The following is a 16,423-nucleotide window of genomic DNA, read 5'->3' on the forward strand; positions in this document are numbered from 1 at the left end:
TGGCGGTGGCCCGGGTGACCGTGGCCCAGGTGACGGTGGCCCGACCAACCGCGCTGGGGCCGACCGGGCCCAGAGCGACCGTGCCCCGGCCGACCGCGCCCCCTCCGACCGCGTCCGGAATGACCGCACCCCAACCGACCGCACCCCCTCCCACCCTGCCCCCGGCGACGGTTTCCTCGACGGGTTCGAGAGGATCCTCGCGGATGCCGCGGTCACCGGGCGGCGGCTGACGCGGGACGAGATCGAGTCGCGTCGGGCGCTCGGGGCGCGGGCGGCCGAGGCCGGGCACGGCTGGCGTTCGCTGGTGCGGGCGCACCTCGTGGCCGGGCGGGAGAACTGGCCCCGGGGGGCCGACCCGGCCCGCGTCCTCGCCGTCGTCGAACAGGCCGTCGACGCCTTCGCCGACGGCTACGAACGCGCCCAACGACTCGTGGTGCGCAAGGAGGAGGCCGCCCGCCGGGAGTTCATCGACGACCTCCTGCACGGCCGCGGCGATCCGGGCCAACTCGCCGCCCGCTCCGAACGGTTCGGCCTGCGCCTGTCCCGTGCCCACGCGGTCGCCGTGGCCGAGGGTCCGGAAAAGTACGACGAGACCGACCCGGTGCCCCGGCAAGTGGCGAGCGACCTGTTCGCCCGCTTCGAGAACCGCCGCATCCTGTTCACCACCAAGGACGGCCGCATGGTCTGCGTCGCCCCCGGCGACCAGGACGACGTCCTCGCCCACTTCGCCAAACGCTCCTACGCCGCCACCGGCCGCGCCCAGGTCGCCATCGGCCGCTCCCGGCCCGGCACCGTCGGTATCGGCCACAGCTACGAGGAGGCCCTCAACGCCCTGGACGTGGCCCAGCGGATGGGCCTCGACGAGCCCCTGCTGCGCGCCTCCGACCTGCTGGTCTTCCCCGTACTGGCGCGGGACCGGCAGGCCCTCGTCGACCTGGTGAGCAGCACACTCGGCCCGCTGGAACAGGCGCGCGGCGGTGCGCGCCCCCTGCTCGACACGCTCACGGCGTACTTCGACACCGGCTGTGTGGCCGCCTCGACCGCCCGGCGGCTCTCCCTCAGCGTGCGCGCCCTCACCTACCGGCTGGCCCGCGTCCGTACCCTCACCGGCACCGACCCGACCGACCCCGCCGACCGCTACACCCTCCAGACCGCGGTGATCGGCGCCCGCCTCCTCGACTGGCCGACCAGACCCCTGAGTTCCACGAAGACGACACCCTAGGGACGCCTGTTCCGGCCGCCGGCCGTCCGTCCCCTTCGCCGGAATCACCCGGCACGCACAGGAGAACGACCTGTCGCACGGCTGTCACGTGGCTGTCGCATGGCCGTCGTCGGCCAATTCATCTGATGAAGCAGATACTGTTTCATCAGATGTTCCGGTCCGCTCGGGCAGACCCCCATGCCCCTCCGGCCCGCGTTCATCGAGCCCCTACCCCCACAGCGAAAGGGCACCCCCGTGACCAGCCTTCCCAGCCGACGGCGTCTCCTGGTGACCGGAGCGGGCACCGCGCTCGGTCTCGGCGCGCTCGGCGCCACCGCGTCACCGGCCTCCGCCGCCCCCGCCGAGTCGCGCGGCTCCCTGGCCGAGGACACCCGGACCCTCGACGAGCTGTATCGGGACGCGATCGCCGAGGGCGGCAAGCTCGTCGTCTACGCGGGCGGCGACCTCGCCGACTCGGGCAGTGGTGCAAACGCCCGGGCCGCCTTCCGCCAGCGGTTCCCCGAGATCGACCTTCAGCTGATCGTCGACTACAGCAAGTACCACGACGTCCGCGTGGACAACCAGTTGGCCACCGACACCCTGGTCCCCGACGTCGTACAGCTCCAGACCCTGCACGACTTCACCCGCTGGAAGCGCGAGGGACGGCTGCTGCGCTACAAGCCCGCCGGGTTCGGCAAGCTGTACAAGAAGTTCCGGGACCCCGACGGCGCCTGGGTCGCCGGCGCGGTCATCGCCTTCAGCTACGTCTACGACGTGGCGGCGGCCGGCGCGAACGCGCCGAAAACTCCGCTGGACCTGGTCGACCCGCGCTGGAAGAACGCGATCGCCTCCTCCTACCCGCACGACGACGACGCGGTGCTCTACCTCTACGCCCTCTACGCGCAGACCTACGGCTGGGACTGGGTGGCCGCACTCGCCGCCCAGCAGCCGCAGTTCGCCCGGGGCTCGTTCTCGCCCAGCACCGCGATCAACAACAAACGCGCGGTCGTGGGGGTCGGTACGGGCGGCAGCCCGACCAGCACCGGCCCGATACGCATGGGGTTGCCCGAAGGGCACCCGTTCATGGCGTGGGGTCAGCGCATCGCGATCCTCAAGCAGGCCGCCCACCCGACGGCGGCCAAGCTCTTCCTGAGCTGGCAGATCTCCACCGAGCGCCAGACCTCCAACGCCTGGTCGGTACGCACGGACATCGCCCCGCCCGCCGGGCTGAAGCCGATCTGGGAGTACCCCGAGGCCCACGTGGACGGCTTCCCCCGCTTCATGGAGGACCGCGCCGCTGTCGAGCGATGGAAGCAGACGTTCGCCCTCTACTTCGGCGAGGTCAAGGGCGACCCGACCCCGGGCTGGCCCGGCCTGCACCCCGGCGCCTGACCCGCTCGCCGCCCGCTCGGCGCGGGAAGCGCCGGACGGCGAAGCGCCCGGATCCGTTCGGACGGATCCGGGCGCCCGCTCGGCTCAGCGCACCTCCTTCGCGTACGGCGCGACCGTGATCCGGTCGATCAGCGGGGCGAACCGGGAGCGGAGCAGCACGTCGGGGAAGGTGTCAGAGGCGTAGGTCGTGCCGTCGAAGTTCGGCAGTTCCTCGGAGCGGAAGGTGAGCGTGTTCAGCCCCTTCTTCAGCCGGACGGGGACGGTCAGTTCCCAGAAGTTGTTCTCGTGGAAGGTGTGCGGGAAGGTCACCCGCCGTGTCCCGCCGCCGTTCACGGTCAGGTCGGCGTGGCGCGCGAGCGGGTCCGGGTTGTAGTGCGTGGCCGGCGACTGCTCGGGGTTGGAGTAGCGGATGCGCAGCGCGTGCGTGCCCGCCCGGTCCGCGGTGACGGTGAACGTCGCGGTGTTGCCGTTGCCCGGCTCGCCGCCGATCCCGGTGATCGCGGTGCCGCCCGTGGCCAGGGAGAGGGGACTGAGCGCGGCCGAGCCCGAGAGTTCGGCGTCCTTCCCCTCGTACGTGCGCGTCGGGAGTACGCCCTCGGTCGGGGTGACCGTGAGGCGGTCGACGAGCGTGGCGGACGAACCCCCGGTCACCGTCACCTTGTTGACGCCCCCGGAGAGGGAGACCGCGACGCTGCTCCCGCCCTTGTCCAGCCGCAGGACGTCCTGGCCGTTGACGGAGAGACGGGCGCCCGAGCCCTTCAGGGTGTCGACCTCCAGGGTGGCCTCGCGATCGGCGGGGGAGTAGACCCAGAACGTGGCGGTCCCCTTCTTCGGGAGCCGGGCCGCGCCCGAGCCGGTGGCCGCCCGCTTCGGCAGGTCGTAGACGGGCCGTGCTCCGCCGCCCAGCCAGGCGAGTTCGCCCTCGTACACCTGGGTCCGGGCGGAGGCGTCCGGCAGGGTGAGGGTGAGACGGTCGACGATGGCGTCACCCTTGGTGGCGCGCTCGCCGTCGGCGCTCCTCGCGGCGAGCGTCAGGGTGTGCCTGCCCTTGGTCAGCCGCACCGTGGTGTCCGTGTGGTCCCAGACCACCCACTTGTAGCCCAGCGGGAGATACAGCTCCCGCTCGCTGTCCGCCTTGCCGTCGACGCGGAGGAAGACGTTGGTGGGACCCTGCTCCTTGACCTTGTCGAAGGTGTTGAGGGAGTTGGCGAAGACGCTCAGGTCGTAGGTGCCGTCCTCGGGCACGTCCACGGTGAAGTCGAGCGTCATGTCCGAACCGGTGCGCAGACCGCCGACGTTGTAGCCGCCTGATGTGTAGAACTTCGACACGTCACGCGGGGAGCCCTCGGGCCCGTTCTTCGAGTAGCCGGACCCGGTGTGGGCGGCGTCCTCCGCCTCGTACGACTGCTGCCAGCGCGCGGGTGAGTCCTGCGTGGCCCTGGCCTTCCCGGCGGGGCTGAGCACGATCTCGTACGCCGAGGACTCCTTCAGCGTCGGCAGGGTGCCGTCGCCGAAGTCGACGGAGACCGTGCCGTCGTCGGAGACCTTCAGGTTCGTCTCGGTGAGCAGCTTCGGGCCGGCGCTGTCGCCGAGTTGTCCGCTCCACTCGATCTCACGGACCCAGGCGTGGACGCGCTTGCCGAAGACCTTCTTCGGGACGCCGGCGAAGGTGATGTGTCCCTTGCCGGTGGAGCCGCCGAAGATCAGCCGGGCCTGCTTCTTCTTCTCGTCGAGCGTACCGACGCCCTGCATGGTGTAGTTCTCGCCCGGGAACGGCGGGTCCACCTTCACCGTGTGCCCGGTCATCGAGGCGTACGCGTTGAGCAGCCACCACTGGCCGTTGCCGCGGTTGGACTGCACGGCCGAGTCGGAGAGGTTGCCGTCGATGTTCCAGTACGCGATGTCGGCGTCCACCTTGGACTCCTCGATCGCGGACACCCACTGGATCATCTGGCCGGGGACCGAGGTGTGGTAGTTGAAGGCGTACTCGTTGATGTTGACGGGCAGTCGGGTGCCCTCGCGCGAGGTGCCCTCGAACAGCTCCTTCTCCCAGCCCCGGTACTTGGCGACGCTGTCGCGCACCGCCTCCGGGTGGCTCAGCTCGTGCCAGGTGATCACCTCGGGGAGCGTGCCGGCGGCCAGGGTGTGCGAGAGGAAGCCCTTCACCTGGTCGTACAGGACACTGGTGTTGGGGCCGGCGATCCGGGCGTCCGGCATCTTCTTCTTGATCAGCCGGTACGCGGAGTCCCAGGCGGCGAAGAAGTCGTCGGGGTCGTCGAGCCAACTGACCTTGTCGTAGCTCCACTCGCCGGTGCCGAACATGTTGCCCTCGGGCTCGTTGTACGGCACGAAGACGATGTTGTCCTGGTACTCCTTCGGCAGCTTCAGGACCTGGTCGACCTGGTCGGCGATCTTCTTCTCGTAGAGCCCGAGCTTCTCCTGCGGGGTGTCACCGGGCCACTGGTACGGGAAGCCGCGGTGGATGTCGGTCATGTAGATGTACACGTCGCCGTCGGTGGAGTCCGCCAGCGGCTTCACCACCTCCAGCGCGTCGGCCCCCGGGTGCTGCGGGCCGTCCTGCGCCTTGGTGGAGACCGTGCGCAGGCCCATGCCCTCGATGAGGTTGTTGGTGGGCACGTCCGGCCCGTACACGCCGTAGAGGGTGCCGGAGGCGCCGCCGTGGAACGCGCCGGTGTCCGAGGCGAGGTCGACGGTGAGCTGGCCCTCCCGGACCACGGTGACGGTCGCCTGCACGTCCTGTCCTGCCGCGCGCCCGGCCACCGTGAACGTGCCGGGCCGGGCGTACTTCTCCTCGGGCACCGCGTCCCACACGACCGGCGTGTCACGGTCGTAGTCGTCGGACCAGGAGGAGCGGACCGCCGCGGGCAGGGACGGGGCGGTCCCCGTGGTGGTGCGCACCTCGAAGGACGTCCGCGACAGCGCCCGGAGGGTGGGCACGTCGCCGACCACCCGCGCCACCTGCTCGGCGCTCAGCGCCGAGTGCCACACCGTGAAGTCGTCGATCGCGCCCTTCAGCAGCGGGTCCGGCCAGAAGGACTTGCCGATGTAACCGGCCGCGGAGGCCGAGGCGTCCAGCAGCTCCCTGGCCTTGACACCGGTCTTCGCGGAGGAGACGGCCACGCCGTCGAGGTAGGTGGTGACCCGTCCGGCGGCGGTGTCGAGGGTGACCGTGACCGTCCGCCAGGCGTCGGCGGGGAGCGCCGCGTACCCGGAGACCTGCGACTCCGCGCCCCCGCCGCCGGTGGTCACGGCGGTGCGCAGCACCCCGCCGTTGTTGGACGGGGTGGTGAAGAGGTACTTCGAGGTGTCGGTGCCCAGGTCGAAGATCCGCTGCCAGGACGACTTGTCGCCGTCCCACTTCAGACGGGCGGACACCGTGAGGTCGGTCGCGTCGCCGACCACCGCCCGGGGCAGACGCACGTACGCGCCGTCGGAGGTGGGCGCTCCGCCGGGCAGGGCGAGCGCCCTGCCGCCGCCCGTGCCCTCGACGGACCGCGCGGTGGAGCCGTTGACCAGGCTCGCCGTCAGACCGTTGCCGGAGACGTCCGTGATCTTCCCGGACGCGAGGTCGTCCTCGTCGAAGGTGTAGCGGGCCGTGGGCTCTGGCGCGTCGGCCGCCTGCGCGGGAACGGCCGGCGCGACCAGGACGCCCGCGCCGAGGGCCAGCGCCACGGCGGCCGGGGCCCGGCGCCGGGCAGATCTGTCAGCGGATGACATGGAGTGCGTCCTCGATCCTGTGAGTAACGGGTCCCGGTCGCCATGCCCGGGCCCCGGCCGTGCGTCCGTGTGCCGGGGGCGATGAGGCGGGTCCGAGGGGGCGGCGATGCGGAATCGGTTCGATCGGCTGTGCTCCGGGGCCGGGGGCGGCTGATCCGTGCGGCCATGGCGGTGCTCCGCGGACCAGGAGTTGCGCGGAATCGGGTCCCGGCCGCCGGAAGGATCACTTCGTCGAACCGGTTCGCAGGAAGCTAGCACCGGGGAATTGAGGCAGCAATACCCCGGACGCGAGCGGGGCCGGTGAAGGCCGTGAAACGTCCAGATTGCCGTGCTGTGACGAGAAGTGCCGTTTGAGGTGTTGACAGCCGTCCGTCTTGTTCCTACCTTCACTTCACGCGAACCGGTTCGACGACCGGGAAGCGAATCCTCCTCACCCTCCTCAACACCCGGCCCACGCGGCTCGGACGCTCCGCTACCGTGGAGCGCCGAACCGGTTCGAGCAAGGAGTCTCCGTGAACATCGGTGAGATCGCCCGGCGAGCCGGTGTCTCGCGGAGCACCGTGTCCTACGCGCTGAGCGGCAAACGCCCCGTGTCGGACGACACCCGCCGGAAGATCCAGCAGGTCATCGACGAGCTGGACTACCGGCCCAACGCCAGCGCCCGCGCCTTGGCCAACGGGCGGACCAACACGATCGGCCTGGTCTTCCCACCGGCGGGCAACCACTACACGGGCATGCAGCTGGACTTCATCGGCAGCGTGGTCGAGGCCGCCGCGGCCCACGACTACGACGTGCTGCTGTCGCCCAGCGGCGTCGACAGCGACCGTTCCTTCCAGCGGCTGCTGGGGGAGCGGCGGGTGGACGGCGCGATCCTCATGGAGATCAGACTCCAGGACGACCGGGTCGATCACCTGGCCGAAGTGGACTTCCCCTCCGTCGCCATCGGCCGTACCGCCCGGCCGGAGGGCGGCTGGTGGGTGGGTCTGGACCACACCGCGCTGGCGGCGGCGTGCGTCCACCACCTCGCGGACCTCGGCCACCGCAGGGTCGCCTTCGTCAACCGGCCCGAGCAGCTCCTGCGGGCCGGGTACGAGTCCGCGCACCGGGGCCTTGACGGCTTCACCAAGGCCGCGGCCGAGCGAGGGCTGACCGTCCGGTCGTACACCTGCGGGGACGACGCTGGCTCCGGGCAGGCGTGCCTGGAGCGAATCCTCCGGGACGACCCGGCGACCACGGGCCTGGTCACGCTGAACGAGGCGGCGCTGGGCGGCCTGTACCGGGGGCTCGCCCAGGCCGGCCGCCATGTGCCGCGCGACTTCTCCGTCACCGGGGTGGTCGCCGGCCGGTGGGCGGAGACGGTGACCCCGCAGCTCACCGCGGCGGACGTACCGGCGGAGGAGATGGGCCGCCTCGCCGTCGACCTCCTCGTCGAACGGCTGGACGCGCCCGACGCGACGCCCCGGAACCACCTGCTCGTACCGCCGATCTCCCTGCGCGCCAGCACCGGCCCCGCCCTCGGCGCCACCTGAGCCCGAAGGCCCGGGCCGGCCGCCCCGACGACAACTCCACCCGTCTGCCCCGACGACAACGCCAACCGTCTGCCCTGACGACAACTCCACCCGTCTGCCCTGACGACAACGTCGACCGTCTCCCCTGACGGCGGCCCCGACCTCCCGACCAGCCGGGCGTCCTCGTCCCGGCCCGGCCCACCGGGCACCCGAATCCCTCACCGCCGCCGTTCGGCGTGCCCGGCTCCCCCCGTCATCCCTCCCTCTCACGGCACACCCATGCCAGAAACTAAGGAACCCGCCATGCACAGCACCTCCAGACAGCGCCGTCTGACCGCCGCGGCTCTGACGGCCCTGGCCGTGGCCGTCAGCGCCACCGCCTGCTCCTCCGGCTCGGGCAGCACCGGCGCCAAGGACGCGGACAGCGGCACCTACACCGTCTGGGACCCGTACCCGCAGTTCGCCAAGGGCTCGGCCTGGACGAAGCTGCTGGACAAGTGCGGCACCGACGCGGGCGTGAAGATCAAGCGGACCGGCTTCGACACCAGCGACCTGCCCAACAAGACCCTGCTGGCGGCCCAGCAGGGCAACTCCCCGGACGTCCTCATCGTCGACAACCCGGTGGTCTCGACCCTGGCCGAGGCGGGCGTGCTCACCACGACCGACGACAACAAGCTCGACACCTCGGCGATGGACCCCAACCTGCTCGCGGCCGGCCAGTCCGGCGGCAAGACCTACGGCATGCCGATCGGCGCCAACACCCTCGCCCTCTACTACAACAAGGAGGTGCTGAAGAAGGCGGGCGTCGACATCGCCTCGGTCAAGGACTGGAAGTCGCTGACGGCGGCGCTGGCGAAGGTCAAGAAGGCCGGCAAGAAGGGGATCACCTTCTCGGCGATCGGCACGGAGGAGGGCAGCTTCCAGTTCCTGCCCTGGTTCTGGGGCTCGGGCGCACAGCTCACCGCACTCGACTCCGCCGAGGCCGCCTCCGCGCTGTCCCTCTGGAAGGGCTGGCTCGACAAGGGCTACGCCCCCAACTCGGTCATCAACAACACCCAGACCACCAGCTGGCAGGAGTTCGCCACCGGCGACTACGCGTTCAGCGAGAACGGCACCTGGCAGCTCGCGGGCGCCGACAAGGCCGGCTTCGACTACGGCGTGATACCCGTCCCGGCCGCCAAGGGCGGCAACGCGGCGGCCCCGACCGGCGGAGAGTTCGTGACCGTCCCGGTCCAGAAGGACGCCGCCCGCTACGCCACCTCTCAGAAGCTCGTCACCTGCCTCACCAGCACCGACAACCTCTACGACACCGACACCACCCTGTCCTACGTCGCTCCCACCACCGAAGTCCAGGACAAGCAGGTCGCGGCGAACGCCGGCCTGAAGCCGTGGGTCGAGGCGGTCAGGGCGGCCAAGGGCCGTACCAGTGACGACCTGGGCACCAAGTACCCCAAGATCTCCGAGCAGATGTGGAAGGCCGTCCAGTCCGCGCTCAGCGGTGCCGAGTCGCCGAAGGACGCGCTGGCCAAGGCCCAGTCGGCCGTCAAGTAACCAAGGATTCGCGGGCCGACGATGAACGACACGAAACAGCTCTCGGACCGCCGGTCCGCGCACGACCTGAGCGGGGCGGCCACCGCCGCCCCGCCACGGGCCCGCGCGCGAGAGAGGCGCCGTCCGACCTCCTCGCAGTGGGCCGCCTGGGCCTTCCTCGCCCCGGTCACCCTCTACCTCGTCCTCTTCTACGCCTATCCCCTCTACCGCAACCTCGACCTGAGCCTGCGCGACTACACCGTCCGCTCCTTCGTCGACGGCGACGCGCCCTTCACCGGCCTGGCGAACTACCAGAAGGTCCTCGACGACCCGACCTTCGCGCCCGCCCTGCTGCACACCGTCGTCTTCACCGCCGTGTGCCTGGTCTTCCAGTACGCCATCGGCCTGGCGCTCGCGGTCTTCTTCAACCAGCACTTCCGGCTCTCCACCACCCTGCGGGCCCTGTTCCTGGTGCCCTGGCTGCTGCCGCTGATCGTGTCCGCCTCCACCTGGTCGTGGATGTTCAACAGCGACTCCGGCATCGTCAACACCGCCCTGCACGCCGTCGGCATCGGCCCGGTGAACTGGCTGACCTCACCGGACTGGTCACTGCCCTCGGTGATCATCGCGAACATCTGGATCGGCGTCCCGTTCAACCTGGTGGTGCTCTACAGCGGTCTGCAGTCCGTCCCCGGATCGCTGTACGAGGCCGCGGCCCTCGACGGGGCGAACGCCTGGCAGCGGTTCTGGCGCATCACCTTCCCCCTGCTGCGCCCGGTCTCCGCCATCACCCTGCTGCTGGGCCTCGTCTACACCCTCAAGGTCTTCGACATCATCTGGATCATGACCAAGGGCGGCCCGGCGGACTCGTCCACCACCTTCGCCACGTGGTCCTACCAACTCGGCTTCGGCAACCTCCTGCCCGCCTTCGGCCCCGGCGCGGCCGTCGGCAACCTGCTCGTGGTCGCCGCCCTGGTCTTCGGCCTGGTGTACGTCCGGGTCCAGCGAAAGCAGGCACTGTCATGACGATCGCCCAGGCGGCCCCGAGGCGGCGCCGCGGCAGCGCGGGAAAGACGGCCCTCGGCCTGCTGCTCACCGGAGTCATGCTCTTCCCGGTCTACTGGATGGTCAACGTCTCCTTCACCCGCGACCAGGACATGCGCAAGAGCCCGCCGGACCTGTTCCCGACCCACGGCACCCTGGCCGGCTACCGCACCGTGCTCGACGAGCAACTGCCCTACCTCGGCACCAGCCTCGTCGTCGCCCTCGGCACCGTCGTCCTGACCGTGGCCCTGGCCGCGCCCGCCGGATACGCCCTGGCCAAGCTGCGCCCACGCGGCGGCGGCCTGCTGAGCTTCGTCCTGCTGGCCGCCCAGATGATCCCCGGCATCATCATGGCGATGGGCTTCTACGCCATCTACCTCCAGCTCGGCCTGCTCCAGTCCGTGCCCGGCCTGATCGTCGCCGACTCCACCCTGGCGGTCCCCTTCGCGGTGCTCATCTTCACCGCGTTCATGTCCGGCATCCCCGGCGAACTGCTCCAGGCCGCGCAGATGGACGGAGCGCGGGCCCTGCGCACCTTCTGGTCGATCGTCCTGCCGATGAGCCGCAACGCCGTCGTCACGGTCTCGCTGTTCGCGTTCCTGTGGTCCTGGTCCGACTTCGTCTTCGCCAACACCCTGGTCAACGGCGGCGTCCACGAACCGATCACCCTCGGCATCTACCACTACATCGGCAACAACAACCAGGAGTGGAACGCCATCATGGCCACCGCCGTCGTGGCCTCCCTGCCCGCGGCGGTCATCCTCGTCCTCGCCCAGCGCTATGTGGCGGCCGGTGTCACCACCGGCGCCGTCAAGGACTGAGCCACCGTCAAGGACTGAGCCCCCCGACCCGCCACGACGACCGGCGCCCTGCCGCGCCGGCCGGTCGGCACCCCCTGCTCCAGAAACGAGTCACGCCACATGACCGCCGCCCGATCCGGCCCGGCCTTCTCCGTCCACGACATCCCGTTCAGCGCGTACGGATCCTGGTTCGACATCTCCCCCGTGGTGGCGGAGAAGACCTACGCCGAGGACCTCCACCTCGTCTCGCACCAGAACGGCATGCACGGCGTGCTGCGCCTGGTCCCCCTGGACCCGGCGACGGGCGAGCGGGCCGAGACCCGCGTCGAGGCGGTACCGGGCCTGCTCACCTGGACCGACGGGAAGGGACGGGTCGAACTCGCCTACGAGACACCGGACACCGTACGCCTGCGGGGCAGCGGCCCGGACTTCGCCGTCCTCGCCGCTGTCCGGACCCTGACCCCGTTCAGCGGCACGTACTTCTTCCACGACCCGGCGGCGGACGCGCACGTGTTCACCTCGTACGAGACCGGGCGCCGCTACCGCGTCACCCTGCTGTCCGGCGTCCTCGCCGACACGGCCGGGGACCAGGCCCTGGGCGGCGCCGACCGAGGCGTCACCGTCTCCGGGCGGGGGGACGACGGCTGGGAGATCGCGATCGAGGAGTTCGACACCGCCCGCGCCCCGTACGTGTCCTCGGCGCCCTTCGACGCCGTCGCGGCCGCCGCGTGCGCCGCCTTCGCGGACTTCGTCGACGCCGTGGCCCCCTGGCGCTCGGCGGCCACCCCGGCCGCCGAACTCGCCGCCTACGTCGTCTGGTCGGCGACCGTCGCGGCGAAGGGCCTGGTCACCCGGCCGGGCGTGCTGATGTCCAAGCACTGGATGGACAAGGTCTGGAGCTGGGACCACTGCTTCAACGCCCTCGCCCTCGCGCCGGGGCGCCCCGGACTGGCCCTGGACCAGTTCCACCTTCCCTTCGACCACCAGGACGAGAGCGGCGCGCTGCCGGACTCGGTCACCCACTCCGAGGTGCTGTACAACTTCGTCAAGCCGCCCATCCACGGCTGGGCCTTCGGCCATCTGCGCCGCACCCTGCCGACACCTCCCGACCGGACCGAACTGGCCCTGGTGTACGAGCGTCTGGAGCGCTGGACCGACTTCTGGCTCACCGCCCGACGCGTCCCCGGCGCCGACCTGCCCCACTACCAGCACGGCAACGACAGCGGCTGGGACAACGCCACCACCTTCGACCCCGAGCGGGTGGTCGTCACCGCCGACCTCGCGGCCTTCCTCGTCCTCCAGCTCCACGAACTCGCCTCATTGGCAGGCGAGTTGGGCAAGGAGGACGAGGCCGCGCGGTGGACGCGGACGGCCGAGGAGATCCGGACCGCGCTGCTCGACCAGCTCTGGACCGGGGACAGGTTCGTCGCCCGCTCGGCCCGCACCGGGGACACCTGGGGCAGCGCCGGCCTCCTCGACCTGATGCCCATCGCGCTGGGCGAGCACCTGCCCGCCGAGGTCGCCGGCGCGCTCGCCGACCACATCGAGGCCCACCTGACCCCGTACGGCCTCGCCACCGAACTGCCCACGTCCCCGCACTACCTCGCCGACGGCTACTGGCGCGGTCCGATCTGGGCCCCCGCCACCGTCCTGGTCGAGGACGGCCTGCGCCGCGCCGGCCACGAACGCCTCGCGGACGACATCAGCGCCCGCTTCCGCGCCCTGTGCGAGACCCATGGGTTCGCCGAGAACTTCGACGCCCTCACCGGCACCGGCCTGCGCGACCGCGCCTACACCTGGACCGCGAGCAGCTACCTCCTCCTCGCCCATGACCACCACCTGCGCGCGCAGGCCGCGACCGGCGACACTCCCGTCCGACCCGCGAACTAGCACCCACCCACACGTCCGGCACGGGGGCCGGCGCAGCACAGACAAGCCCCATCCTGAAGGAACGTGAGCACATGCGAAGACTCGGGCAGAGCCGCTCGGCCTCGAGACGGCTTCTTCACGGCATCACCCGGACACTGCTTCCGCTGACCGTCCTGGCCGGCCTCACCACCGCGGTGGCCGCGCCGGCCGCCGCCGCGGACCCCACCCTCACCGTCGACCTGGGCACCACCACCGGAGCCTTCCGCGGTGGCGCCTCCGGGGTGCTGTACGGCCTGTACGGCCCGGACGTGCCGACCAACAACCTCATCGAGGGGATGGGGGTGCAGACCACCAACACCAAGTACCAGGACGGACAGCAGCACCCCGGATCGGACGCCCTGGAGATCGCCGATCCGTTCGTGGACAGCGGCGGCGGGGACGTCCTCATCTATATGACGGACGTCTACCGGGCCAACTACGAGCGCACGAGCTACGCGGCCTACCAGGAGACGATGCGCACCCAGGTGGAGCAGGCGAAGGCCAGCCCCCACGCGAGCCACATCGTCTTCGTCCCCTACAACGAGCCCGACCTGAACTGGTTCAGCGGCATGCGCACCAACTCCACCGCGCTGAACAACTTCAACGCGGAGTGGCGCCAGACGTACAACTTCATCAAGGGCATCTGGCCCGAGGCAAGGCTGGCGGGGCCCAACACCTCCAGCTACACCTCCTCCTCCCTCAGCGGCTTCCTGAACTACTGCAAGACCAACAACTGCCTGCCCGACGTGGTCACCTGGCACACCCTGGGCAGCCCGGCGGACGTCCGCAGCACCGTCGACTCCTACCGCGCGGCGGAGACCGCCGCCGGCATCACCTCACCGATCACCGTCAACCTCAACGAGTACGCCCACCGCTACCACCTGACCGACCCCGGTCAGATGGTGCAGTGGATCTCGGCCATCGAGGACAAGAAGATCGACGGCAACCTGCCCTACTGGAACATCAACGGCAACCTCGGTGACTCCGCCGCCGCCCAGAACACCCCCAACGCCCAGTGGTGGCTCTACAACTGGTACAGCTCCATGAGCGGCAACACCGTCAAGGTCACCAGCTCCGGGAACAACGCCGCGTACACCCTGCAAGGCCTGGCGAGCCTGGACACGGGCAAGAAGCAGGCCCGCGTCATCCTCGCCGGGGGCGGCACCAGCGGAGCCTCCGACACGGTCATCAAGAACATCGATCCCGCGGTCTTCGGCACCACCGTGCACGTCAGTGTCTTCCAGGACCGCTACAGCGGCTACCTCGGCGCGGCGGCCACCCCGACCCGGCTCTCCGACGCCGACGTCGCCGTGGGCTCCGACGGTTCGATCACCGTCCCCCTCACCCTCGACGCGATGTCCGCGTACCAGGTGGTCGTCTCCCCGGGCGGCACCGGCAGCGCCACCCCCTCCGACAGCACCTGGACGGGAACGTACGAGGCCGAGAACGCCACACTCAGCGGCAGCGGCTACAACATCAACACCGAGGGCACCACCGGCAACGTCAGCAAGTTCCCCGCCTCGGGAACGAAGGACGTCGGCGGTCTGCGCACCGGCTCCACCACGGTGATCTCCTTCCCCGTCTCCGTCCCCACCACCGGCGACTACGACCTGTCCGTGTTCGGCAGCAGCTACGCCAAGGACGCCGAGGTCAAGGGCCCGACCGACGTGTACCTGCGGGTCGACGGCGGCGCCTCGAAGAGGGTCGACATCCCGGTGGGCTTCCAGTGGGTGGTGTGGGGCCACAGCGACACCACCGTGCACCTCACCGCCGGCAGCCACACCGTCACCCTGGCCACCACCGGTGACAACGGCGCGAAGACCGACGGTGACGCCATCATCGACAAGATCGACCTCCGGTACCGGGACGCCGACGTCCAGGGCACCACGCTCCACGAGGCCGAGCAGGCCACCCTCTCCGACAACGGCAGCACCACCTACACCTCCCAGGGCCAGTCCGGCGCGGGCGCGGTGAACCTCACCTCCGGCAAGTCGGCGACGTTCTGGGTCTACTCGGCGCGTGACGGATACGCGGACCTCACGGCCCGCTTCCGCAACACCGGCCGGGCCGACCTCACCGTCAACGACAGGACCGCCGACGACCAGACCCTCTCCGGCGCGACGCCCGACGCCTGGTCCACCTCCACCAACCGGGTGTACCTGAAGGCCGGCATCAACAAGGTCGAGGTGACCGGCACCGGCGGCACCCTCGCCCTGGACGACCTGGCGGTCACCCCGTTCAGCGCCGGCTCCGCCGTCACCACCGGCAACGTCGTCACCTACCAGGCCGAGGACGGCACCCTCACCGGCACCGCCGACGTCTCCACCAGCTACAGCCAGGCCGACGGCGGCGTCGTCACCGGCATCTCCGACGGCACCGCCAACTCCCTCACCCTCGACGTCGACGCGCCCTCGGCCGGCACCTACGCCATGACGATGCGCTACGCCAACGCCGAGGAACTGCCCTCCAACCACTACAACCCCGACCTGTACGCCGAGCACGCCGACGTCAGCGTCAACGGCGGCGACGCCACCCGCGTCCACTTCGCCAGCACCCTGCACTGGAACCAGTTCCAGGACTACACCGCCCACGTCACCCTCAAGAAGGGTGCCAACACGGTCAAGTTCACCTCCTCACAGCTCTACAACTGGGACGGCACCACCATCGGCAAGGTGTACTCGGGCGGCGGCAGCGACATCGGAGAGCCCATGCGCTCCAGCTCCGCCCCGCACCTCGACCAGGTCTCCTTCGCACCGGCGAGCCTGCACATCGGCGCCCCGGCCGCCTTCTCCTCCACCGCGGTGGCCCAGCACAGCGGGCTCTGCCTCGAAGACCCCGCCAAGTCCACCGCGGACGGCACCCAGTACCGGCAGAACACCTGCGGAAGCGGTCAGGAGCAGGTCTTCGACTTCCACCGTGTCTCCGGCACGACCGACACCTACACCGTCGTCAACCACTCCAGCGGCAAGTGCCTGGACGTCGCGGGCATCTCGACGGCCAACGGCGCCGCCGTCCAGCAGTGGACCTGCCACGGAGGCACCAACCAGCGGTTCAGACTGGCGGCGGTGACCGCGCTCGGCAACAGCCACGACTACCAGCTCGTCGCCGTCCACAGCGGCAAGTGCGTCGACGTCAGCACCATCTCGACCGCACCCGGCGCCCTCGTCCACCAGTGGCCGTGCGACACGGGGAGCACCCTGACCACCAAGAAGAACCAGATCTGGAGGCTCACCGGCAAGGACTGACCCGACGACGCTCCTGCAACGTCGAAGTGCCGCCGCACCCGGTTCGGACGGGGTGCG

The 16,423-nt window shown here is 70.5% G+C and carries 9 protein-coding genes; 8 read left to right on the plus strand and 1 reads right to left on the minus strand.

Annotated features, from left to right (window positions below; translation table 11 throughout):
• Window positions 1-193: 193 nt before the first annotated feature.
• Both ACZ52C_RS22125 and ACZ52C_RS22130 read left to right on the plus strand, forming a co-directional pair.
• Window positions 194-1,222 (plus strand): PucR family transcriptional regulator, encoded by a 1,029-nt coding sequence (locus ACZ52C_RS22125; RefSeq protein ID WP_469076504.1) that lies wholly within the window; start codon window positions 194-196, stop codon window positions 1,220-1,222.
• 234 nt (window positions 1,223-1,456) lie between these two features.
• Complete coding sequence (locus ACZ52C_RS22130) at window positions 1,457-2,593, plus strand: ABC transporter substrate-binding protein (protein WP_469076336.1); 1,137 nt, start codon at window positions 1,457-1,459, stop codon at window positions 2,591-2,593.
• Window positions 2,594-2,677: 84 nt separating this feature from the next.
• Here ACZ52C_RS22130 and ACZ52C_RS22135 read toward each other — a convergent pair whose 3' ends face one another.
• Window positions 2,678-6,331: a LamG-like jellyroll fold domain-containing protein gene (locus ACZ52C_RS22135; protein ID WP_469076337.1), complete on the minus strand. Its 3,654-nt coding sequence runs from the start codon at window positions 6,329-6,331 to the stop codon at window positions 2,678-2,680.
• 512 nt (window positions 6,332-6,843) lie between these two features.
• On the opposite strand from ACZ52C_RS22135, the gene ACZ52C_RS22140 reads away from it, so the two are divergent.
• The 6 genes from ACZ52C_RS22140 (at window position 6,844) to ACZ52C_RS22165 (ending at window position 16,366) form a co-directional block, all read left to right on the plus strand.
• Complete coding sequence (locus ACZ52C_RS22140; RefSeq protein ID WP_469076338.1) at window positions 6,844-7,860, plus strand: LacI family DNA-binding transcriptional regulator; 1,017 nt, start codon at window positions 6,844-6,846, stop codon at window positions 7,858-7,860.
• A gap of 282 nt (window positions 7,861-8,142) precedes the next feature.
• Window positions 8,143-9,390 carry a sugar ABC transporter substrate-binding protein gene (locus ACZ52C_RS22145; protein ID WP_469076339.1) on the plus strand — a complete coding sequence of 416 codons (1,248 nt, stop codon included), beginning with the start codon at window positions 8,143-8,145 and terminating at the stop codon, window positions 9,388-9,390.
• Window positions 9,391-9,411: 21 nt separating this feature from the next.
• Window positions 9,412-10,395 (plus strand): carbohydrate ABC transporter permease, encoded by a 984-nt coding sequence (locus ACZ52C_RS22150; protein WP_469076340.1) that lies wholly within the window; start codon window positions 9,412-9,414, stop codon window positions 10,393-10,395.
• Window positions 10,392-11,234, plus strand: a complete 843-nt coding sequence (locus ACZ52C_RS22155; RefSeq protein WP_469076341.1) for a carbohydrate ABC transporter permease — start codon at window positions 10,392-10,394, stop codon at window positions 11,232-11,234. Before ACZ52C_RS22150 ends, ACZ52C_RS22155 begins: the two co-directional genes overlap by 4 nt.
• Before the next feature lie 99 nt (window positions 11,235-11,333).
• Window positions 11,334-13,103, plus strand: coding sequence for an amylo-alpha-1,6-glucosidase (locus tag ACZ52C_RS22160; RefSeq protein WP_469076342.1), 1,770 nt, complete (start codon window positions 11,334-11,336; stop codon window positions 13,101-13,103).
• Between the two features lie 71 nt (window positions 13,104-13,174).
• Entirely contained in the window at window positions 13,175-16,366 is a 3,192-nt protein-coding gene (locus ACZ52C_RS22165) for an RICIN domain-containing protein (protein ID WP_469076343.1), read from the plus strand.
• The last annotated feature ends 57 nt before the right edge of the window (window positions 16,367-16,423 follow it).

Source organism: Streptomyces sp. NPDC034049, assembly GCF_055575575.1.

Bases quoted from the DNA above. Each gene is read 5' to 3' on its own strand.
- ACZ52C_RS22135 (WP_469076337.1), bottom strand. From the start codon at position 6,331: ATGTCATCCGCTGACAGATCTGCCCGGCGCCGGGCCCCGGCCGCCGTG.
- ACZ52C_RS22145 (WP_469076339.1), top strand. From the start codon at position 8,143: ATGCACAGCACCTCCAGACAGCGCCGTCTGACCGCCGCGGCTCTGACG.
- ACZ52C_RS22150 (WP_469076340.1), top strand. From the start codon at position 9,412: ATGAACGACACGAAACAGCTCTCGGACCGCCGGTCCGCGCACGACCTG.
- ACZ52C_RS22155 (WP_469076341.1), top strand. From the start codon at position 10,392: ATGACGATCGCCCAGGCGGCCCCGAGGCGGCGCCGCGGCAGCGCGGGA.
- ACZ52C_RS22160 (WP_469076342.1), top strand. From the start codon at position 11,334: ATGACCGCCGCCCGATCCGGCCCGGCCTTCTCCGTCCACGACATCCCG.
- ACZ52C_RS22165 (WP_469076343.1), top strand. From the start codon at position 13,175: ATGCGAAGACTCGGGCAGAGCCGCTCGGCCTCGAGACGGCTTCTTCAC.